Raw genomic sequence first — 20,880 nt, 5'->3', positions numbered from 1 at the left:
ACCACGACCACGACAGCGATCACGACCACGACAGCGATCGCCACCACGACAGCGATCACCACCACGACCACGACTGCGAGAGCGAACGAAGGGTGGAGCTCCCCATGACCGAGGGCTCGTCGGGCACGGTCCTTTCCCCGCCGCCGGGCGAGCGCCCCCGGCCCGCCCGCGCCGCCGGCGCGACGGGCACCCGCCCGCGCGGGACCCCGGCGGCGTGCCGGCCGCTCCTGCTCGCCCTGCTGCCGCTCGCCCTGCTCGCCACGGCGCTCTGGTACGGACAGCATGTGCGCCCCGGCGCCGACGACTGGTGCTTTCTGCCCGCCGCCCGGGAGTCCGGGGTCACCGGCATGGTGGAGAAGTTCTGGTCCAAGGACAACGGCCGGATCGTGAACGCCGTCCTGGTCGGGGCCTACGCCGTCCACGACGTCGCGGGACACCGGTGGTTCGCCCCGGTCAGCGGGGTGCTCGTGCTCGCGGTGCTCTGGTCGGTGACCTCTCTCGCGCTGCGCCGGGCCGGTCTGCGGACGCCGCGCGGTGTCCCCCTGCTGGTGGCGTCGACGGTGGCGGCGGTCTTCCTGCTCGCCAGCCCCAACACGTACAAGACGTTCTACTGGCCCGCCTCGGCGGTCTCGCACACCCTGGCGCCCGTGCTCGCCTGCGCCGCCGTCCTGCCGCTGCTGCTCGCCCGGACGCGCTCCGGCCGGCGGGCCGCGCTCGCCGCCGTGTTCCTGGCGGGGGCCCTGCTGGCCACCCTCTCGGAGGCGGCGGCCGTCGTCGGGTTCGTGGTGCTCGGCACGGTGCTGCCGCTGGGCCGCCGGCTCGTCACCGGGGTCCGGCGGGGATACGCGCGGGCCTGGTGTCTGGCCGGTCTCGCGGGGACCGCCACCGGGACGGTGGTGCTGCTCGCCTCGCCCGGCTCCCGCAACCGCCGGGAGCGGTACGGCGCCAACGCCTCGATGTTCGCCCCCGAGTCCCTCACCGGTGCGCTCGACGCCTTCGGGCAGATCCTCGCCACCCTCCTCACCACCTGGCAGTACCTGGGCGCCGTCGCCGCCGGGGTGGTGCTGGGGCTGGTCTGCCGGGGCGGCGGGGCGGGGCCGTCGGTGGTCCTCGTCCACCGCCGGACGCTCGCCGCCGCCGGGGCGGCGGCCTTCCTCGTCTCCGGCTACCTCTGCACCGTGATCGCCTACCCCGTCTTCGGCGCGGGGACGGCGACCGTCTCACGGGCCTGGAACGACTACCTGCTGCTGTACGTCGTCCTGCTCGTCGGCGCCGGGACCCTGCTGGGACGGGCGGTGCGCGCCCGCGCCCGGTCCGCCCGGACGCCCCGGGCGGTGGGAGCGGCCGGGGTGGCGGCCGGCGCCGTCTGCTGTCTGGGGCTCGCCGTCCCCCTCGGGCAGCTCGGCGGGGAGATGGAGGCGCGGGCCCGCGCCTGGGACCGTCAGGACCGGTGGATGCGGGTCCAGGCGGCGGGCGGCGCGGAGACCCTTCCGTACACACCGACCTCGGTCGCCGCGATGGGCGAGCCGTTCGGGAAGCACGGGAGCTGGCCCGCCGGCTGTGTCGCCGACTACTACGGCGTGGAACGGGTCACCCACGGGCACCGGCTGCCCTGAGCGCCGCCCGCCCCCAACGGCCCGCCCGCCCCCAACCGGCCCTTCCGGTCCGGGCGGTGGTTCAGTCCCCCCGGTCCGGGCGCGGCACCCGGACGACCCCTTCCTGGATCACCGACACCGCCAGCCGCCCCTCCCGGGTCCAGATCCGCGCCTGGCCGAGCCCCCGCCCGCCCGAGGAGGTCGGGGACTCCTGGTCGTACAGCAGCCACTCGTCCGCCCGGAACGGCCGGTGGAACCACATCGCGTGGTCCAGCGACGCGCCCACCACATCGCCCACCGCCCAGCCGCCGCGCCCGTGCGCCAGGAGCACCGAGTCGAGCAGCGTCATGTCCGAGACATAGGTGGCCAGACAGACATGGAGCAGCGGATCGTCCACCAGCTTCCCGGTGGTGCGGAACCAGACCTGGGAGCGCGGTTCGCGCTCCTCGCCGACCTGTCCGTACGGGGGCGGCTGGGCATAGCGCAGATCGACCGCGGCCCGCGCCCTGAGCAGCTTCTCCACCACGTCCGGACCGGTGAAGTTGGCCGCGTACGACGGCAGGATCTCGGCGGCCGTCGGCAGGGACTCCGGGTCGGGCGCGGCCGGCATCGCCGACTGGTGCTCCAGGCCCTCCTCGTACACCTGGAACGACGCCGACAGATGGAAGACCGGCCGGCCGTGCTGGACCGCGACCACCCGCCGGGTGGTGAAGGAGCGGCCGTCGCGGATGCGGTCGACGGTGTAGACGATGGGCGCGCCCGGGTCGCCGGCGCGCAGGAAGTACGCGTGCAGGGAGTGCGGCGGGCGCTCCCCGGGGACGGTGCGGCCCGCGGCGACCAGGGCCTGGGCGGCGACCTGGCCGCCGAACACCCGGGGCACGAGCGCCATGCGCGACTGGCCCCGGAAGATGTCCCGCTCGATCCGCTCCACGTCCAGCAGATCGAGCAGCTCGTCCAGGGCGCTGTTCGGGGGGTTGTCCGGGAGGTTGTCCGGGAGGTTGTTCCGAGGGCCGGCCAAGGGGTTAGAGCCCCATGGACTTGGCGATGATCGACTTCATGACCTCGCTGGTCCCGCCGTAGATCCGGTTGACCCGGTTGTCCGCGTACAGCCGCGCGATCGGGTACTCGTTCATATAGCCGTAGCCGCCGTGCAGCTGGAGGCAGCGGTCGATGACCCGGTGGGCCACCTCGGTGCAGAAGAGCTTCGCGGACGCCGCCTCCGCCGCCGACAGCTCGCCCGTGTCGTGCGCCTCCAGGGCCCGGTCGACGACGGCCTCCGCCGCGTCCACCTCGGCCTTGCAGGCGGCCAGTTCGAACTTGGTGTTCTGGAAGGCGGCCACCGGCTGTCCGAAGACCGTGCGGTCCTGGACGTACGCCTGGGTGAAGCGGATCGCGGCGGACGCCTGGGCGTACGCGCCGACCGCGATGGCCAGCCGCTCCTGCGGGAGGTTCTGGCCGAGGTAGGAGAAGCCCTGGTTCTCCTCGCCGAGCAGGTCCCGCGCCGGGACCCTGACATCGGTGAAGGAGAGTTCGGCGGTGTCGGAGGTCTTCAGGCCGAGCTTGTCGAGCCGGCGGCCGACCGCGTACCCCTCCAGCGCGGTGTCCACGACGAAGAGCGAGATGCCGTGGCGGCGGTCCTCCTCCGTGGGGGCGGCGGTGCGCGCGCAGACGATGACGCGGTCCGCGTGGACGCCTCCGGTGATGAAGGTCTTCGAGCCGTTGAGGAGGTAGTGCGAGCCGTCGTCCGAGAGCCGGGCGGTGGTCTTCATGCCCGCCAGGTCCGAGCCGGTGCCGGGCTCGGTCATGGCGATGGCGTACATCGCCGCGCCGGAGACGAAGTCGGGGAGCCAGCGCTTCTTCTGCTCCTGTGTCCCGTACGCGAGGAGGTAGGGGAGGCAGAGCGCGACATGCACCCCGGAGCCGCCGAAGGAGACGCCCGCGCGGGCGGTCTCCTCGGAGATGATCGCCTGGAACTTGAAGGACTCCTGGCCCGCGCCGCCGTGCTCCTCCGGCACCTCGATGCCGAATATGCCCAGCTCGCCGAGTTTGGTGTAGAAGTCGCGGGGCGCCTGGCCCGCCGCGTACCACTCGTCGTACACGGGCACGACCTCGGCCTCGATGAAGGCGCGGACGGTCTCCCGGAATGCCTCGTGGTCCTCGTTGTAGACGCTGCGGCGCACGGACGCCTCCCTGGGCGGATTGGGGTGAGCGGGCGCACGACTAAGCGCTTGCTCAGGCTGGAGAGTGAAGTTACCGGGCGGTTACCGCCCCTGTCCAGGGAAAGCCGCGCACATCACAGTGACCGGAGGCACCCGCCGGCGCCGCGGGCGGACGGCCGGAGCGCCGGTCCGCTGTGCTATACAAGGAGGTGAGGCCCCCGATGGGGCCTGCGGACGACGGATCAGTACCCGCTCAGCGACAAGACTGGCCACTGGGAGGTCGGTTCCGTCATGGCGTGGTTCATTCTCGTCGTATCAGGAGTGCTGGAGGCCGTCTGGGCCACAGCGCTGTCCGCGTCCAAGAACTTCAAGCGCCCCATTCCGACCGTCGTCTTCGGTGTCGCCCTCGCGGCGAGCATGACGGGTCTGGCCTTCGCCATGAAGAGCCTTCCCACCGGGACCGCGTACGCCGTCTGGGTCGGCATCGGAGCGGTGCTCACGGCCGTCTGGGCCATGGTGACCGGCCAGGAGCGCGCCTCCACCGGGCGGGTGGTCCTGCTGCTGGGCCTCATCGGCTGTGTCGTCGGACTGAAGGCGGTCAGCTGATGCCCTGGGCGATTCTTCTCATCAGTGCCGTGTTCGAGGCCGTCTGGGCCACGGCCCTCGGTCTCTCCGACGGACTGAGCAAAACGGGTCCCGCCGTCGTCTTCTTCGTCGGGCTGGCGCTCAGCATGGCGGGTCTCGCCTATGCCATGAGCCGGATTCCGATCAGCGTGGCCTACTCGGTCTGGATCGGGGTCGGGGCCGCCCTGACGGTCCTCTACGCCATGCTCACCGGTGAGGAGCCCGCCTCCGTGCTCAAGGGGCTGTTCCTCGGCGGGATCATCCTGTGCGTCATCGGCCTGAAGTTCGTCAAGACCAAGCCGGGGCCCAAGGCCGAACAGCGGCTGCCGGAGGCGTAGAACCACACCCGGGGTGCCCGCCGGGCCGGTCCGCGAGGGCCGGGCCGGCGGGCACCGCTGTTTCGCTGTCCGGGGGCTCCGGGGGTTCACGGGGGTCCCGGGGCGGCGGGCCGGGCTCAGGGGAGCGAGCGCAGGGCGAACCACAGCTCCATCCGTACGTCCGCGTCGTCCAGGTCCTCGCCCAGGAGCGCCGCGCAGCGCGCGACGCGCTGGCGGACCGTGTTGCGGTGCACACCCAGCGCCGCGGCCGTCCGGTCCCAGCTCCCGTGCAGGGAGAGCCAGCCGCGCAGGGTCTCGACGAGCGCGGGGGAGCCGGTGAGCGGGGCGAGGCGCAGCCGGGCGTGGGCCGATGCCTCCTGCCAGGTCAGCAGCGCCGCCGGCCCCGTGCCCCGGTGGCGGACCAGGCCGCGGCCGGTGGCCAGCGCCCGGCGCAGGGCCTGCGCCGCCTGGGCGTCGGCCGCCGCGAGATGCTCCGCTTCCACCGGGTCGCTGACCCCGAGGACCCAGCCGGGCCGCGCCGCCGGTTCGGGGGCGGCAGGCGACGGCAGCAGTACGCGTACGGTCCCGTCCTCGCCCGTGTCCACCAGCGCGCTCCCGAGCGCCGCCCCCAGCGCGGGCGCGGCCAGCGGGGCGGGGCCGCCGCCGCGCGCGTGCACCACCGTCCACCGCTCCGACCCCAGCAGCCGGGCCGCCTCCACGGCCCCGGCCCCCAGCATCAGCCGTACCAGCGCCGCACCGCGACCGGCGCTGTCGAGCCCCTGGTGCTCGGCCGTGAGCAGCGAGAGCAGGACGACGGCGACCCCGGCGACCGTGTGGTCCCCGGCCTCCCGCCCGGGGCTCGCCAGCCCGAGCACCAGGCCCTCGCCGCCCGCGAGGGCGTAGGCGCTGAGATGGACCCCGTCGACGGTGTCGCTGGCGGACGCGGGCACGGGCCCGGTGGACCCCCTGCCGGGGGCGTGCCGGGCCTCGCCGCCGCTCCCGGGGGCGCGGGCCGCCGGCGCGCCGGCGGCCGGGCCGCTCCCGGGGCGGGTGCCGTCCGGCGGGGTGCCGTCCCCGGGGGTGCCGGGTGCCGGGGCGCTGCCCGCCTCGGGGCCGCCCTCCCGCCCGGGGCGACCGGGAGACGTGTGCGGGGGCGCCGCCCGCCGCGCGCGTTCCGCGCCGGGACCGCCGGCGCTCCCCGGCGCCGGGAGACCCGTGGCGCGGGCGCCCGGCGAACCCGGCGCGGGCCCGCTCTCCCGGCCGGAGGCCGCTTCCCGGCCGGGGGCCGCTTCCCGGCCGGGGGCCGCCTCCCGGGCGGGGCTCACCACCCGGGCCAGGGCGAGCAGGGCCGCGCGGGCGGCGGGGCCGGGGGCGCGGCCGGCCGTGGCGAGTTCGGCGCCCGCGCGGCTCAGCAGCACCGCCCGGCCGCCCAGGTGCGCCGCGAGCTGGGCGAGGACCGCGGGGACCGGGTCCGGGCGGGCCGCCGCCGTCGCCAGACCCTGCTGCGCCCGCGTCACCCGGCGCAGCTCCCGGTGGCGCTCCTCGGCCATCAGCCGCCACACCGCCCGCGCCACCGCCGTGAAGGTCGTCCTCGGCGGCACTTCGAGCAGCGGCAGCCCGTACCGGTCGCACGCCTCGATCAGCCCCGCCGGGACCGTGTCGTGCACCGGCGCCACCCCGAACCCGAGCGCCGCCGCCCGCGCGGCGGTGATCCGGCGGACGTACAGCTCCGGGTCGGCCAGCAGCACCCCCGCGCTCAGCAGCAGCTCCCCGCCGAGGAGATACGGATACGGGTCCGCCATCTCCGAGGTGTGCACCCAGTGCACCGCCGCCCCCGTGCCCGCCTCCGCCGCCCGGGGGCCGGCGATCTGCCGCAGCCCCAGCTCCTCATGGGCGAGCAGCGCGGTCAGCGGGACCGGCGGGGTCGGAGGGAGCGCTGTGGCATCCGGCATGGACAGTCCATCCATCGGCGTCATCGAATATGGAGGAAACGTACACTTCAACGCCGCTTTCCGGCCACCTACCGTCAGGGGGCAACGAGACCCGGGCCGCCCCCGGCCGATCGGCCCGGCCCGATCCGGCCCACCCGGCCGGCCCGGGCGACGCGAGAGAGGGAGGGAATCCGATGGCTGTCGACTACGCGGTGATCGTCGTCTATCTGGCCGCCATGCTCGGCATGGGCTGGTGGGGCATGCGCCGAGCCCGGTCCAAGAGCGAGTTCCTCGTCGCCGGACGCCGCCTCGGCCCCTGGATGTACTCGGGCACGATCGCCGCCATCGTCCTCGGCGGCGCCTCCACCATCGGCGGCGTCGGCCTCGGCTACAAGCACGGCCTCTCCGGCGCCTGGATGGTCTTCACCATCGGCCTCGGACTCCTCGCCCTCTCCGTCTTCTTCTCCGCCCGGATCGCCCGGCTGAAGGTCTACACCGTCTCCGAGATGCTCGATCTGCGGTACGGCGGCCGGGCCGGGGTGATCTCGGGCGTGGTGATGTGGGCGTACACCCTGATGCTCGCGGTCACCTCGACCATCGCCTACGCCACGATCTTCGATGTCATCTTCGACCTGAACCGGACCCTCTCCATCATCCTCGGCGGGGCCGTCGTCGTCGCCTACTCCACCCTCGGCGGCATGTGGTCGATCACCCTCACCGACATGGTGCAGTTCGTCGTGAAGACGGTCGGCATCCTGCTGCTCCTGCTGCCGATCGCGGTCGTCAAGGCCGGCGGCTTCAGCGAGATGAGGTCGGAGCTGCCCGCCGAGTACTTCGCGCCGCTCGGCATCGGCGGCGAGACGATCTTCACCTATGTCCTGATCTACACCTTCGGCATGCTCATCGGACAGGACATCTGGCAGCGGGTCTTCACCGCGCGCGGCGACAAGGTCGCCCGCTGGGGCGGCGCCGCCGCCGGCACCTACTGTCTCGTCTACGCCATCGCCGGAGCGATGATCGGCACCGCCGCCAAGGTGCTCTACCCCGACCTCGACAACCCCGATGACGCCTTCGCGCTGATCGTCAGGGACGAGCTGCCCATGGGGGTGCGCGGGCTGGTGCTGGCCGCCGCGCTCGCCGCCGTGATGTCCACCTCGTCCGGCGCGCTGATCGCCTGCGCCACCGTCGCCAACAACGACATCTGGTCCCGGCTGCGCGGCCTCACCTCCCGCGACGCGCCCGCCGCCGACCACGACGAGGTCCGGGGCAACCGCGTCTTCATCCTCGTCATGGGTGTCGCCGTGATCGCCATCGCCATCGCCCTCAACGATGTCGTCGAGGCGCTGACCGTGGCGTACAACCTCCTCGTCGGCGGACTCCTCGTCCCCATCCTCGGCGGACTGCTGTGGAAGCGCGGCACCGTCCAGGGCGCGCTGGCCGCCGTCGCCGTCGGCGGCGCCGCCGTGATCGGGCTGATGGCGGGGTACGGAATCCTCGCCACCGAACCCGTGATGTACGGGCTCCTCGCCTCCCTCGCCGTCTATGTCGCCGTCTCCCTCCTCACCGAGCCCACCGACGCGGCCGTCCTCGCCCGCTGGCGGGAGCGGCTCGCCGGCCGGGGCGGCGAGGAGCCGGAGGGCGAGGAACCGCGGGCCGTGCCCCCGGCCGCCGTCGCCCCGAACCACCTCCCTGACTAGAGTCGGAAAACGCAGCGAAGCGTTGGAAAGAAGGCAGACCATGAGCAGCACCGAGCAGCCGCGCGGCCCCGTCGACTCGTCCCGTGTCCCCCGGTACGCCGGGCCCGCCACGTTCGCCCGGCTGCCCCGGCTCGACGAGGTCGGCAGCGCCGATGTCGCCGTCGTCGGCGTGCCCTTCGACGCCGGGGTCTCCTACCGGCCCGGCGCCCGCTTCGGCGGCAACGCCATCCGCGAGGCCTCCCGGCTGCTGCGCCCCTACAACCCCGCGCAGGACGCCTCGCCCTTCGCGCTCGCCCAGGTCGCCGACGCCGGGGACATAGCGGCCAACCCCTTCAACATCAACGAGGCGGTGGAGACCGTCGAGTCCGCCGCCGACGACCTGCTCTCCACCGGCGCCCGGCTGATGACCCTCGGCGGCGACCACACCATCGCCCTGCCGCTGCTGCGCTCCGTCGCCAAGAGGCACGGCCCGGTCGCGCTGCTCCACTTCGACGCCCACCTCGACACCTGGGACACCTACTTCGGCGCCGAGTACACCCACGGCACCCCCTTCCGCCGGGCCGTCGAGGAGGGCATCCTCGACACCTCCGCCCTCTCCCACGTCGGCATCCGGGGCCCCCTCTACGGCAAGGGGGACCTGACCGAGGACGAGAAGCTCGGCTTCGGCATCGTCACCTCCGCCGATGTCTATCGCCGGGGCGCCGACGAGGTCGCCGACCAGCTCCGCCAGCGCATCGGGGACCGCCCGCTCTACATCTCCATCGACATCGACTGCCTCGACCCGGCGCACGCGCCCGGCACCGGCACCCCCGAGGCCGGCGGAATGACCTCCCGCGAGCTGCTGGAGATCCTGCGCGGGCTGGCCTCCTGCAACCTGGTCTCGGCCGATGTGGTGGAGGTCGCGCCCGCCTACGACCACGCCGAGATCACCGCCGTGGCCGCCTCCCACACCGCGTACGAACTGACCACGATCATGTCCCGCCAGATCGCCGCCGGGAGGGCGGGCCGGTGACCCACGACCACGATGTGGAGCTGCGGCCCACGGCCGCGCAGACCGAGGCCGCCCTCAACCCGCCCCCCGGGCGCAACGGCGGCGACCTGGTGATCGAGACCCTCCAGGGTCTCGGCGCGACCACGGTCTTCGGCCTCCCCGGGCAGCACGCGCTGGGGATGTTCGACGCGCTGCGCCGCTCCTCGCTCACCTATGTCGGGCTCCGGGTCGAGAACAACGCGGGCTTCGCCGCCGACGCGTACGGCCGGATCACCGGCGAGGTCGCGCCGCTGCTGCTCTCCACCGGCCCCGGCGCGCTGATGTCGCTCGCCGCGCTCCAGGAGGCGGCGGCGGGGTCGGCGCCCGTGCTCGCCATCGGCAGCCAGATCCCCGCCGCCGGGCTCGGCGGCGGACGCCACGGCTATCTCCATGAACTCCGCGACCAGCAGGCGTCGTTCCGGGACGTCGTCAAGTCCGTCCACACCGCCCGTACCGCCTCCCAGATCCCGTCGGCGATCGCCGCAGCCTGGCAGTCGGCGCTCACCGCCCCGCACGGGCCGGTGTGGGTGGAGATCCCGCAGGACGTGCTGCTCGCCGAGACCGTGCTGCCGGTCGTCACCGCGATGGACGCCACTCCCGAGGACGTGCTGCCGCGCCCCGAGCTGACCGCGCTCGCCGCGCATCTGCTCTCCGGGGCCGAGCGGCCCGCGATCATCGCGGGCGGCGGGGTGGTGCGCTCGGACGCCTCCGGGAAGCTGCGCGCGCTCGCCGAACGGATCGCCGCGCCCGTGGTCACCACCTTCGGCGGCAAGGGCGCCTTCCCCTGGGAGCACCCGCTCTCGCTCCAGTCCTGGCTGGAGGACCGGCACACCACGGACTTCCTGGAGGACGCGGACGTCCTGCTGGTGGTCGGCTCCGGCCTCGGCGAACTCTCCTCGAACTACCACACCTTCGCCCCGCGCGGCCGGGTGATCCAGATCGAGGCCGACGCGGGGAAGCTGGAGTCCAACCACGCGGGCATCGGCATCCACGCGGACGCCCGGCTCGCGCTCTCCGCCCTCCTGGAGACGGTGGACGAGCGGCCGGACCCCACGGCGCCCGAGCGGGTGAGCGCGGTCCTCGCCCGGGTGCGGGAGCGGATCGGCGCCCAGGGGCTCACCCTGGAGCGGAGCGTCCTCGACTCGGTCCGCCGGGCGCTGCCCGACGACGCCCCCAGCTTCTGGGACATGACGATCCTCGCCTACTGGGCCTGGTCCGCCTTCGACGCCCGCCGCCCCAACACCATGCACTCCGCCCAGGGCGCGGGCGGCCTCGGCTACGGCTTCCCGGCCGCCCTCGGCGCGGCGGCGGCCGACCCCACCCGCCCGGTACTGGCGGTCTCCGGCGACGGCGGCGCGATGTACTCGATCGCCGAACTGGCCACCGCGAAGCAGTACGGCTCCCCGGTGACCTGGCTGATCGTCGACGACGGCGGCTACGGCATCCTCCGCGAGTACATGACCGAGGCCTTCGGCGAGGCGACGGCCACGGAACTGTCCCGCCCGGACTTCGTGTCCCTCGCCGAATCCTTCGGCGTCCCGGCGGTGCGCACCACCCCCGAGACCCTGACGGACGACCTCACGAAGGCCCTCGCGGAACCGGGCCCGTCGGTGGTGGTGCTGCCGGCGCTGCTGCGGATGTTCGCCCCGACGCACCTCTGAGCGGGGGCCCGGCTACCGGATCTTCAGCTCCGCCCACACGGTCTTCCCGATCCCGTGCGCCCGGGGCACCCACCCCCACCCCTCCGCGAGCGCACTCACGATCGCGAGCCCCCGCCCGTCCTCGGCATGGGCCTCCGCCGGCCGGGGCTCGGGGCGGCGGTCGTCGGTGTCGGCGACCTCCAGTCGGAGGATGCCGTCATCGAGAGCGAGCCGTACGCCGATCTCCCGGCCGGGCGGGACGGGGGCGTGCCGGACGGCGTTGGAGACCAGTTCGGAGAGCAACAGCTCGGCGGTGCAGACGGCTTCGCCGGTGATGCCCCAGGCGGTGAGCCGCTCCCGCAGGAAGGCGCGGGCGCGGGGGGCGCTGCGCGGGGTGCGAGGGAATTGCCTACCGGCTTCGGTGGTGTTGGTGCTGGACACGGGAGCCTCCGCAGGATCGCAGTACGGACCGACGCATCTCTAGAGATGCGCTGAGTGAACAGCGATGCACACTCCGGAGTCAAGTCATCTCTAGAGACGTTCGAATCCGGACGTGTGTCGTTCGGGTAAGCGGCGGCGAATTCAAGGGGGTCTTCATAGGATTCGTAGAGATGATCAGGGAGGGCTCCACGTGGCAAGCCAGGGCAGCGGCCGACAGCCCAAGTACCAGCGCATCGCCCTCGAACTGAAGGCCGCCATCGAGACCGGCCAGTACGGCCCCGGAGACCGGCTGCCGGGTGAGAACGATCTGATGGCCACCCACACCGTCGCCCGGATGACGGCCAGGCAGGCTCTCGGCGTGCTCCAGACGGAGGGTCTCGCCGAGGCGAGAAAAGGCGCGGGCGTTTTCGTGCGCGAGTACCGGCCGATCCGGCGCCGGGGCGTCCAGCGGCTCTCGGCGGGGCTGTGGGGCGAGGGCCGTTCGGTCTGGGCGGTCGACGCCAAGGGCTGGGACCTGGAGGTCGATTCGGTCTCGGTGACCGAGGAGGAGCCGCCGGATTCGGTCCGCCGTCTGTTGGGGCTCGACGAAGGCGCGTCCGCGTGTGTGCGCAGACGGCGGTTCGCGCTCGACGGGCGGCCCGTCATGCTCGCCACCTCGTATCTCGATGCCGAACTCGTGGCGGGCACCGCCATCACCGAGACCAATACCGGACCCGGCGGTATCTACGCCCGGCTCGCTGAACTCGGCCACACACCGGTCCGCTTCCGCGAGGAGATCCGCTCCCGGATGCCCTCCCCGGCGGAGGCCGACTGGCTCTCCCTGCCGACGGGCACGCCCGTGGTGCTGATCTGCCGGACCGCCTTCACCGGGGAGGGGTGGGCCGTCGAGGTGAACGACATGGTCCTCGACTCCTCCGCCTACATCCTGGAGTACGACTTCACCCCCTGAACCGCCCCGAACCCCCCTCCCCTTCACAGCCACCCATGCGTCAATGGACCCCTCACCAAGGGGGCCCCATGGCAAGCCGCTCAGGCATACGCAGAAGACTCCGCACCTCCGCCCTGCTCCTCACCCCGATGCTCCTTCCCTTACCCGCCGCCGCCGCCGCGGCCGCGGCCCCGGCCGAGCCGGAAGTCGCCTGTACCTCCATGGATGTGGAACTCGCCTACCGCCTCGGGCGGGACATACTCGACGCCGTCGGCGCCCGCGACGCGTCCACCGCCGTGTATGTGCACGACCGGGTCACCGACACCAGCTGCGAGCTGGGCGCCGATCGGGCCTTCGACTCGGCGAGTGTCGTGAAGGTGACGGTCCTCGGGGCGCTGCTGCTGGACGCGCAGCGGCAGGGGCGGCGGCTGAGCGAGCGGGAGCGGGGGCTCGCGCGGGCGATGATCACCGCTTCGGACAACGCCTCCACCACCGCGCTCTGGCGGCAGCTCGGGGTCGCGAAGGTCGAACGGTTCCTGAGGGCCGCCGGGATGAAGAGCACCGTCCCCGGCGCCGGCGACTACTGGGGGCTCACCCGGATCACCGCCCGTGACCAGGGCAGACTCCTGGCGCTGCTGACCGGCGACGGCGGGCCGCTGAGCGGGCGCTCGCGGGCCTACGCGCTCACGCTGATGCGCGAGGTCACCCCGGACCAGCGCTGGGGCACCCCCGCCGGCGTCCCCGCGCACACCACCGCGCACCTCAAGAACGGCTGGCTGCCCCGCGCCACCCGCGGCTGGCGGGTGCACTCCATCGGCGCCTTCACCGGCCCGGGGCGCGACTACACGATCACCGTCCTCACCCAGGACAACGCGGACATGAGCCAGGGCGTCCGGACGATAGAGGCCGTCTCCCGCGCCGTGCACCGCAATCTCTGACCCGCGCGTCCACGCGTGTCACCGGTCCGTAACCGTTCGGCCGGGCCGAGGATTGTCGTACAACCATCCCGTTTCCCGTTGGTCATGAGTGGCGGGTGCCCGCAGTGGGGCACCCGCCACCATGCACCAGGGGATGGGGAACCTCCATGACTCACCACCGAACGGCCCCGCGCGGCCGGGTCCTCGCCGTCCTGCTCGCCGCCGCCGTGCTCATACCGGTCACCGCGACCGCCACCCCCGCGGCAGCGGCTGCCCCGCAGGTCAGCTGCGTCTCCAAGAAGTCCGGGCTCGCCGCCAAGCTCAAGAAGGACATCACCGCCGCCCTCAAGAACCGCAAGGGCACCATCGCCTTCCAGGTCGACGACGCCGTCACCGGGACGAGCTGCTCCCTGCGGGCGTCCACGAAGTTCGACTCGGCCAGCGTCGTCAAGGCCACCGTCCTGGGCGCGCTGCTGCACGACGCCCAGCGCTCCAAGCGCAAGCTGACCTCGCGCGAGCAGTCCCTCGCCAAGGCCATGATCACCAAGTCGGACAACGCCTCCACCACCACCCTGTGGAAGCAGCTCGGCATGACCAAGATCAAGCGCTTCCTCACCGCGGCCGAGATGACCCAGACCGTCCCCGGCGCCGGCGGCTACTGGGGCCTCACCCAGATCACCGCCCGTGACGAGCAGCGGTTCCTCGCCCGGCTGACCACCAGGAACCCGGTCCTCACCGACGCCTCGCGCGCCTACGCCCTCAAGCTGATGCGCGAGGTCGTCAGGGACCAGCGCTGGGGCACCCCGGCCGGCGCCCCCGCCACCGCGACCGTCCAGGTCAAGAACGGCTGGCTGCCCCGGAAGACCCACGGCTGGCGGGTCCACTCCATCGGCGCCTTCACCGGCAAGGGCCACCACTACACGATCACCGTCCTCACCCACGGCAACAAGTCCATGAACGACGGGATCAACAGCGTCCAGGCCGTCTCCCGCGCCATCCACAAGGGCCTCAACCCGAAGGCTCCGGCGCGCACGGCCTTCGTACCGCCCACTGTGGCGCGCGAGGCGCTCCCGGCGACGCCCGAGAGCCCCGCGCGGGACGCCGTCTCCGCTCCTCGCTGACCCCGGGGATTTGTTACAGCGGGATGAAATCCGCTGTCCGGGGCGTTGGTGCCTTCCGGCGGGACAGATCCGACGGGAGGCACCACGTGGCGGCGGCGAAGGCAGCGGCGGGACAGGCGGAGGGCGCGGGGAGCGCCGATGGCCGCACACCCGGGGGCGGGCGCGGCTGGGCCCGGCGGCTCACCGGATACGCCTGGAGATACCGGCGCAATGTGATCCTCGCCCTCGGCTCGTCCCTCGCGGGCATGGGCGTCATGGCGCTGGTGCCGCTGATCACCAAGGTGGTCATCGACGATGTCATCGGCGACGGGAGCCGCTCCCTCGCCGTCTGGACCGGTCTGCTCATATGCGCGGCCCTCGTGGTCTACGTCATGACCTACATCCGCCGCTACTACGGCGGCCGGCTCGCCCTCGACGTCCAGCACGATCTGCGCACCGACATGTACGCGACGATCACCCGGCTCGACGGCCGCCGTCAGGACGAACTCTCCACCGGCCAGGTCGTCGGCCGCGCCACCAGCGACCTCCAGCTCATCCAGGGTCTGCTCTTCATGCTCCCGATGACCATCGGGAACTTCCTCCTCTTTCTGATCTCCCTCGTGATCATGGCGTGGCTCTCCCTGCCGCTGACCCTGATCGCCCTCGCCGTCGCCCCCGCCATCTGGTGGATCGCCAAGCGCAGCCGCGTCCGGCTGCACCCCGCCACCTGGTACGCGCAGAGCCAGGCCGCCACCGTCGCCGGAGTCGTGGACGGCGCGGTCTCCGGCGTCCGGGTCGTGAAGGGCTTCGGCCAGGAGCAGCAGGAGGCCGGCAAGCTGCGCGCCGCGAGCCGCAGGCTCTTCGCCGGCCGGCTGCGCACCATCCGGCTCAACTCCCGCTACACCCCGGCCCTCCAGGCCGTGCCCGCCCTCGGCCAGGTCGCCATGCTCGCCACCGGCGGCTGGCTCGCCACCCGGGGCCAGATCACCCTGGGCACCTTCGTCGCCTTCTCCGCCTATCTCGCCCAGCTCGTCGGCCCGGTGCGGATGCTCGCCCTGGTCCTCACCGTGGGCCAGCAGGCCCGGGCGGGCGCGGAGCGCGTCCTGGAGCTGATCGACACCGAGCCGACCCTCCAGGACGGCACCAGGGAGCTGCCCGCCGACGCGCCCGCGACCGTGGAGTTCGACGGGGTGACCTTCGGCTACGACCCGGACCGGCCGGTCCTCGACGGCTTCTCGCTGGAGATCCGCGAGGGCGAGACCGTCGCCGTCGTCGGCGCCTCCGGCAGCGGCAAGTCCACCGTCTCGCTGCTGCTGCCCCGGTTCTACGACGTCACCCACGGCGCCGTCCTCGTCGGCGGCCACGATGTGCGCGAGCTGACCCTCGACTCGCTGCGCGCCGCCATCGGCCTCGTCCCCGAGGACAGCTTCCTCTTCTCCGACACCGTGGGCGCCAACATCGCCTACGGAAAGCCCGACGCGACCCCCGCCGAGATCGAGGCCGCCGCCCGCGCCGCCCAGGCCGACCGCTTCATCGGCGAACTGCCCGACGGGTACGAGACCAGGGTCGGCGAGCACGGCCTCACCCTCTCCGGCGGCCAGCGGCAGCGCGTCGCGCTCGCCCGCGCCATCCTCACCGACCCCCGGCTCCTCCTCCTCGACGACGCCACCTCCGCCGTGGACGCCCGCGTCGAGCACGAGATCCACGAGGCCCTGCGCGCGGTCATGGCGGGCCGCACCACCCTGCTGATCGCCCACCGCCGCTCCACCCTGGGCCTCGCCGACCGGATCGCCGTCCTGGACGGCGGACGCCTCACCGACATCGGCACCCATGACGAGCTGACCGCCCGCTCGGCCCTCTACCGCAAGCTGCTGACCGACCCGCACGAGCTGGGCGCGGTCTCCCCGGGCCACGCCCCGCCCCTGGACGCGGAGCCGGCGCCGGACCGCGAGCGGACCGTACGGGAGGAGCTGGACGCCGAGTTCGACGCCGAGCGCGGCATCACCCCCCGCCTCTGGGTGCGCGACGAGAGCCCCGGGGAGAGGACCGAACCCGGTGCGACACCCGAGCTGCTCGCCCAGGTCGCGGCCCTGCCGCCGGCCGATGACACCCCCGCCGTCGACGAGGGGCGGGCCACCGGAACCGAGCGGTCGCACGGCGAGGGCCGGGGCATCCGGATGCTGCTGCGCGGCTTCGGGCTGCCGCTGCTGCTGAGCCTGCTGCTGGTCACCGTGGACGCGGGGATGGGACTGCTGCTGCCCGTGCTGATCCGGCACGGCATCGACCAGGGCGTGGAGCAGGCCGCCCTCGCCGCCGTGTGGACGGCCTCCCTGCTGGCGCTGCTCACCGTGCTGGTGCAGTGGATCGCCCAGACCGGCGAGATCCGGATGACCGGCCGCACCGGCGAGCGGGTGCTGTACTCCGTACGCCTGCGGATCTTCGCCCAGCTCCAGCGGCTCGGGCTCGACTACTACGAGCGCGAACTGACCGGTCGGATCATGACCCGGATGACCACCGATGTGGACGCGCTCTCCACCTTCCTCCAGACGGGCCTGGTCACCGCCTTCGTCTCGGTGGTCACCTTCTTCGGGATCATGGTGGCGCTGGTCGTCATCGATGTCTCGCTGGCGCTGGTGGTCTTCGCGACCCTGCCGGTGCTGATCTTCGGTACGTACTTCTTCCGCAAGCAGTCCGTGAAGGCGTACGAACTCGCCCGCGACCGGGTCAGCGTCGTCAACGCCGATCTCCAGGAGTCCGTCTCCGGGCTGCGGATCGTGCAGGCGTTCCGCCGCGAGCGCGCGGGCAACGAGCGCTATGTGGCCGGCAGCGACAGCTACCGGCAGGCCCGGGTCAGGGGCCAGTGGCTGATCTCCGTCTACTTCCCCTTCGTGCAGCTGCTGTCGTCGGTCGCCGCCGCCGCGGTGCTGATCGTCGGCGCGGGCCGGATCGAGGCCGGCACCCTCACCACCGGTGCGCTGGTGGCCTATCTCCTCTACATCGAGCTGTTCTTCGCGCCCGTGCAGCAGCTCTCGCAGGTCTTCGACGGCTATCAGCAGGCGGCCGTGTCCGTGCGGCGCATCCAGGAGCTGCTGGCGGAGAAGACCTCCACCGAGAGCGCCGGGGAACCCGCCGGGGTCCGCTCGCTCAGCGGTGACCTCGCCTTCGAGGGCGTCGACTTCGCCTACGGGGACGACGAGGCCGCCCTGCACGGGATCGATCTGCGGATACCCGCAGGGCAGACCGTCGCCTTCGTCGGCGAGACCGGCGCCGGCAAGTCCACGCTGGTGAAGCTGGTCGCCCGGTTCTACGACCCCACCCGGGGACGGGTGACGGCCGACGGCCGGGACCTGCGGGAGCTGGACATGACGGCCTACCGGCACCGGCTCGGGGTCGTACCGCAGGAGTCGTATCTCTTCGCGGGCACCGTCCGGGACGCCATCGCCTACGGGCGGTCCGGCGCGAGCGACGCCGAGGTGGAGGCCGCGGCCCGCGCGGTCGGCGCCCACGACATGATCGCCACCCTGGACGGCGGCTATCTGCACGAGGTCTCCGAGCGCGGGCGCAATCTCTCGGCCGGTCAGCGCCAGCTCATCGCGCTGGCCCGGGCCGAGCTGGTCGACCCGGACATACTCCTGCTCGACGAGGCGACCGCCGCCCTCGATCTCGCCACCGAGGCCCAGGTCAGCCAGGCCACCGAACGGCTCACCGGCCGCCGCACCACCCTGGTCGTCGCCCACCGGCTCACCACGGCCGCGCGCGCCGACCGGGTGGTGGTGATGGCCGATGGACGGGTCGCCGAGGACGGCACCCACGCGGAGCTGCTGGCCAGGGGCGGGCAGTACGCCACCCTGTGGCGGACCTTCACCGGCGAGGACACCGCGCCGCCGCCGGAGGGCGAGCCGGTCGCGGTGGTCGGCTGAGCCGGGGGCAGGATCAGCGGCCGGGTCGTGAGCCGGGCGGGCCCGGCGCGATTCCGGCGCGATTCCGGCCCGGTGCGATTCCGGCCCGGTGGGCTCCCGGCGCGATTCCGGCGCGTGGACGGCTCCGACCCACTGCGTACGCCGCCCTGATGCATGATGCGCAGAGAAGGCAAGCACCGGGTGCGCCCGGTACCCCTCCCGGATGACTTCGGCCCGCTCGCGACAACCAAAAGGGGCCGTCGGCACGTCGTACGCAAGTACGGAGGATCACATGGAGGGGAGAGACGATGACGCTCAGGGGGACGGCGCCCGCGCGCGGGCGCCGGTTCGGGGGACAGGAGCCCGCGCGCAGCCGCCGGCCGTGGGGCCGGGGGACCGGGGGACGGGGCCTCGGGAGACGGCTGCTCGCGCACTTCGCCGCCGTGCTGATGACGGTGGCCGGCCTCACCGCCGCCGGCCCCGGCAGCGCGTACGCCGCCCCGCCCGCCCCCGCCGGCTGCTCGGGACGGCCGGACAAGACGGTCAAGTTCGCCACCGGTGAGCTGCGCGTCTACAAGAAGCGCGGCTCCGCCTGCGCCGTCACCCTCGCCAAACGGCCCGGACCGCGCCGGTCGATGAGCGTCTCCCTCCAGGCGCGCGGCGGACGCGCCAAGATCGACAAGGGGCGGTTCACCCGCAAGGCGGGACCCGTCACGGTGCACGCCCACAACCGCTGCGTACGGGCCTCCGGCCAGGTGTCCGGAGTGGGACGCTCCACCGGATGGATTCTCTGCTGACCACCTTGATCACTTTGATCCCTTCTGTCACACGGCTGTCACTGGATTCATGTGCGTTACAGCTTGTGGGGGCTGGCGGGGCGGGTGTGACCACCGCTAGGTTCACCGCGACCCACATGAAGAAGTCAGGGGAGGGTTCATGCGCAAGGCGCTCACAGGCGTGCTGTCGTTCGCGATGCTCGTCGGCACCGCGACCGCGGCCGGAGCGACCGCGGGAGCGGCCACCGCCGCGGAGACCGCGACAGGCACCAAGGCGGCCCAGAAGGCCGCCGCTCAGGACATCAAGGACCGCGTTCTCGCGATACCGGGCATGAGCCTGATCGAGGAGAAGCCCCACCCGGGCTACCGGTACTTCGTCCTCAACTACACCCAGCCGGTGGACCACCGGAACCCCGCCAAGGGCACCTTCCAGCAGCGGATCACCCTGCTGCACAAGGACACCAGCCGGCCCACCGTCTTCTTCACCTCCGGCTACGGTCTGAGCACCACACCGCGCCGCAGCGAGCCCACGGCCATCATCGACGGCAACCAGGTCTCCATGGAGTACCGGTTCTTCACGCCGTCCCGGCCCAACCCCGCCGACTGGTCCAAGCTCGACATCTGGCAGGCCGCCAGCGACCAGCACCGCGTCCACACCGCGCTGAAGCAGATCTACAGCGAGAACTGGATCGCCACCGGCGGCTCCAAGGGCGGCATGACCGCCACCTACTTCGAGCGGTTCTACCCGCGCGACATGGACGGTGTCGTCGCCTACGTCGCCCCGAACGACGTCGACAACGACGAGGACAAGGCGTACGACCGCTTCCTCTCCAAGGTCGGCACCAAGGAGTGCCGCACCAAGCTCGACAACGTCCAGCGCGAGGCCCTGATCCGGCGCGGACCGATGCAGAAGATCTACCAGCAGTACGCGGCCGACAACGCGTACACCTTCAAGACCGTCGGCTCGCTCGACAGGGCGTACGAGGCCGTCGTCCTCGACTTCACCTGGGGCTTCTGGCAGTACAGCCTGGCCGCCGACTGCGCCTCGATCCCGGTCGCCAAGAACCTCGCCGACCAGGATCTCTTCAAGCTGATCGACGACATCGCCGGCTTCTCCTTCTACACCGACCAGGGCCTCACCCCGTACACGCCGTACTACTACCAGGCCGGTACGGAGCTGGGCTCGCCCGACATCGCGCTGCCGCACCTCAAGGGGCTCACCCGCTACGGCTACCAGCCGCCGCGGAACTTCGTCCCGCGCGACATCCCGATGCGCTTCAAGGACAGCGCCATGAAGGACATCGACGGCTGGGTGCGGAACAACAGCCGCGGGATGATGTTCGTCAACGGCCAGAACGACCCGTGGAGCGCCGAGCCGTTCCGGCTGGGCAAGGGCAGCCGTGACAGCTATGTCTACACCGTGCCCGGCGCCAACCACGGCGCCAATGTGGCCGGGCTGCCCGCCGCGCAGAACGCCGCGGCCATCACCACCATCCAGAAGTGGGCGGGCGTCGCCCCGGCCGCGGCCAAGCGGAGCGACGGTCCGGCGAAGCCGCTGGCGAAGTACGACGCGAAGCTGGACAAGGTGGACCTGAGGGCGGAGCGGGCACTGCGCCCGTAACCCCCGGGGACCCGCCTCCCGGCCCTCCGGCCCCCGGCACACCCGTGCCGGGGGCCCGGGGCCCGCTGGGTCGTCTCTTTCGGATCGTGCCGGGCTCGCGAGCCCCGGTGCCGCGCCTCGCCGCGTTGTCGTCGGTCGCCGGCGCTCCGCGTGGGCTCCCTCCTCCGCCTCGCGATCCACGGCACCGGACCCCGCTCACCGATCC

At 72.9% G+C, this 20,880-nt stretch carries 16 protein-coding genes and 1 riboswitch; of the genes, 12 read left to right on the top strand and 4 right to left on the bottom strand.

The genetic code is table 11. The features are described from left to right. The first annotated feature begins 104 nt into the window (after window positions 1–104). A complete protein-coding gene (locus ACWCRA_RS32540) occupies window positions 105–1,616 on the top strand; it encodes a DUF6056 family protein (protein WP_351553500.1) in 1,512 nt (503 codons plus the stop codon). 61 nt (window positions 1,617–1,677) lie between these two features. Here ACWCRA_RS32540 and ACWCRA_RS32535 read toward each other — a convergent pair whose 3' ends face one another. Together ACWCRA_RS32535 and ACWCRA_RS32530 are read right to left on the bottom strand one after the other, a co-directional pair. Next, window positions 1,678–2,613: an acyl-CoA thioesterase gene (locus ACWCRA_RS32535; RefSeq protein ID WP_451069255.1), complete on the bottom strand. Its 936-nt coding sequence runs from the start codon at window positions 2,611–2,613 to the stop codon at window positions 1,678–1,680. A gap of 4 nt (window positions 2,614–2,617) precedes the next feature. Then, the gene (locus ACWCRA_RS32530; protein ID WP_351553506.1) at window positions 2,618–3,775 is read right to left on the bottom strand and encodes an acyl-CoA dehydrogenase family protein; all 1,158 of its coding nucleotides are present in this window, start codon (window positions 3,773–3,775) and stop codon (window positions 2,618–2,620) included. 188 nt (window positions 3,776–3,963) lie between these two features. Next, a riboswitch (guanidine-III (ykkC-III) riboswitch) is annotated at window positions 3,964–4,028 on the top strand. Between the two features lie 17 nt (window positions 4,029–4,045). Between ACWCRA_RS32530 and ACWCRA_RS32525 the strand changes: the two genes are divergently transcribed. Continuing rightward, a complete protein-coding gene (locus ACWCRA_RS32525; protein WP_351553508.1) occupies window positions 4,046–4,360 on the top strand; it encodes a DMT family transporter in 315 nt (104 codons plus the stop codon). Then, window positions 4,360–4,716: a DMT family transporter gene (locus ACWCRA_RS32520; protein ID WP_351553511.1), complete on the top strand. Its 357-nt coding sequence runs from the start codon at window positions 4,360–4,362 to the stop codon at window positions 4,714–4,716. The genes ACWCRA_RS32525 and ACWCRA_RS32520 overlap by 1 nt, the downstream gene beginning before the upstream one ends. A gap of 116 nt (window positions 4,717–4,832) precedes the next feature. On the opposite strand, the gene ACWCRA_RS32515 is transcribed toward ACWCRA_RS32520, so the two are convergent. After that, on the bottom strand, window positions 4,833–6,647 hold the full coding sequence (locus ACWCRA_RS32515) for a PucR family transcriptional regulator ligand-binding domain-containing protein (protein ID WP_451069254.1): 1,815 nt from the start codon (window positions 6,645–6,647) through the stop codon (window positions 4,833–4,835). A gap of 173 nt (window positions 6,648–6,820) precedes the next feature. Between ACWCRA_RS32515 and ACWCRA_RS32510 the strand changes: the two genes are divergently transcribed. The 3 genes from ACWCRA_RS32510 to ACWCRA_RS32500 are packed head-to-tail and all read left to right on the top strand — an operon-like array spanning window position 6,821 to window position 11,014. Then, window positions 6,821–8,323, top strand: a complete 1,503-nt coding sequence (locus tag ACWCRA_RS32510) for a sodium:solute symporter (protein ID WP_451069253.1) — start codon at window positions 6,821–6,823, stop codon at window positions 8,321–8,323. A gap of 40 nt (window positions 8,324–8,363) precedes the next feature. After that, window positions 8,364–9,335 carry an agmatinase gene (gene speB / locus ACWCRA_RS32505; protein WP_451069252.1) on the top strand — a complete coding sequence of 324 codons (972 nt, stop codon included), beginning with the start codon at window positions 8,364–8,366 and terminating at the stop codon, window positions 9,333–9,335. Next, window positions 9,332–11,014, top strand: a complete 1,683-nt coding sequence (locus ACWCRA_RS32500; RefSeq protein WP_351553522.1) for a thiamine pyrophosphate-binding protein — start codon at window positions 9,332–9,334, stop codon at window positions 11,012–11,014. Before speB ends, ACWCRA_RS32500 begins: the two co-directional genes overlap by 4 nt. Before the next feature lie 12 nt (window positions 11,015–11,026). Here the strand turns inward: ACWCRA_RS32500 and ACWCRA_RS32495 are convergent, their stop codons facing one another. Next, window positions 11,027–11,434: an ATP-binding protein gene (locus tag ACWCRA_RS32495; protein ID WP_451069251.1), complete on the bottom strand. Its 408-nt coding sequence runs from the start codon at window positions 11,432–11,434 to the stop codon at window positions 11,027–11,029. Window positions 11,435–11,624: 190 nt separating this feature from the next. Here ACWCRA_RS32495 and ACWCRA_RS32490 point away from each other — a divergent pair, with 190 nt between their 5' ends. The 6 genes from ACWCRA_RS32490 to ACWCRA_RS32465 all read left to right on the top strand — a co-directional run bounded on the left by ACWCRA_RS32490 (window position 11,625) and on the right by ACWCRA_RS32465 (window position 20,675). Continuing rightward, window positions 11,625–12,383 (top strand): GntR family transcriptional regulator, encoded by a 759-nt coding sequence (locus ACWCRA_RS32490; RefSeq protein WP_351553526.1) that lies wholly within the window; start codon window positions 11,625–11,627, stop codon window positions 12,381–12,383. A 68-nt stretch (window positions 12,384–12,451) separates the two neighbouring features. Further along, window positions 12,452–13,300: a serine hydrolase gene (locus ACWCRA_RS32485; RefSeq protein ID WP_451069250.1), complete on the top strand. Its 849-nt coding sequence runs from the start codon at window positions 12,452–12,454 to the stop codon at window positions 13,298–13,300. A 146-nt stretch (window positions 13,301–13,446) separates the two neighbouring features. Further along, window positions 13,447–14,400 (top strand): serine hydrolase, encoded by a 954-nt coding sequence (locus ACWCRA_RS32480; RefSeq protein ID WP_451069249.1) that lies wholly within the window; start codon window positions 13,447–13,449, stop codon window positions 14,398–14,400. Between the two features lie 86 nt (window positions 14,401–14,486). After that, complete coding sequence (locus ACWCRA_RS32475) at window positions 14,487–18,299, top strand: ABC transporter ATP-binding protein (RefSeq protein ID WP_451069248.1); 3,813 nt, start codon at window positions 14,487–14,489, stop codon at window positions 18,297–18,299. A 287-nt stretch (window positions 18,300–18,586) separates the two neighbouring features. Further along, window positions 18,587–19,075: a hypothetical protein gene (locus ACWCRA_RS32470; RefSeq protein ID WP_451069247.1), complete on the top strand. Its 489-nt coding sequence runs from the start codon at window positions 18,587–18,589 to the stop codon at window positions 19,073–19,075. Window positions 19,076–19,214: 139 nt separating this feature from the next. Continuing rightward, on the top strand, window positions 19,215–20,675 hold the full coding sequence (locus ACWCRA_RS32465) for a S28 family serine protease (RefSeq protein ID WP_451069246.1): 1,461 nt from the start codon (window positions 19,215–19,217) through the stop codon (window positions 20,673–20,675). Window positions 20,676–20,880: the final 205 nt, after the last annotated feature.

Source organism: Streptomyces sp. NPDC001889, assembly GCF_053594535.1.
This window is presented reverse-complemented; position numbering and strand designations above follow the sequence as displayed.

Coding starts and splice junctions, on each gene's coding strand:
- ACWCRA_RS32465 (WP_451069246.1), top strand. CDS start 19,215: ATGCGCAAGGCGCTCACAGGCGTGCTGTCGTTCGCGATGCTCGTCGGC.
- speB (WP_451069252.1), top strand. CDS start 8,364: ATGAGCAGCACCGAGCAGCCGCGCGGCCCCGTCGACTCGTCCCGTGTC.
- ACWCRA_RS32510 (WP_451069253.1), top strand. CDS start 6,821: ATGGCTGTCGACTACGCGGTGATCGTCGTCTATCTGGCCGCCATGCTC.
- ACWCRA_RS32485 (WP_451069250.1), top strand. CDS start 12,452: ATGGCAAGCCGCTCAGGCATACGCAGAAGACTCCGCACCTCCGCCCTG.
- ACWCRA_RS32540 (WP_351553500.1), top strand. CDS start 105: ATGACCGAGGGCTCGTCGGGCACGGTCCTTTCCCCGCCGCCGGGCGAG.
- ACWCRA_RS32480 (WP_451069249.1), top strand. CDS start 13,447: ATGACTCACCACCGAACGGCCCCGCGCGGCCGGGTCCTCGCCGTCCTG.
- ACWCRA_RS32525 (WP_351553508.1), top strand. CDS start 4,046: ATGGCGTGGTTCATTCTCGTCGTATCAGGAGTGCTGGAGGCCGTCTGG.
- ACWCRA_RS32515 (WP_451069254.1), bottom strand. CDS start 6,647: ATGCCGGATGCCACAGCGCTCCCTCCGACCCCGCCGGTCCCGCTGACC.
- ACWCRA_RS32520 (WP_351553511.1), top strand. CDS start 4,360: ATGCCCTGGGCGATTCTTCTCATCAGTGCCGTGTTCGAGGCCGTCTGG.
- ACWCRA_RS32470 (WP_451069247.1), top strand. CDS start 18,587: ATGACGCTCAGGGGGACGGCGCCCGCGCGCGGGCGCCGGTTCGGGGGA.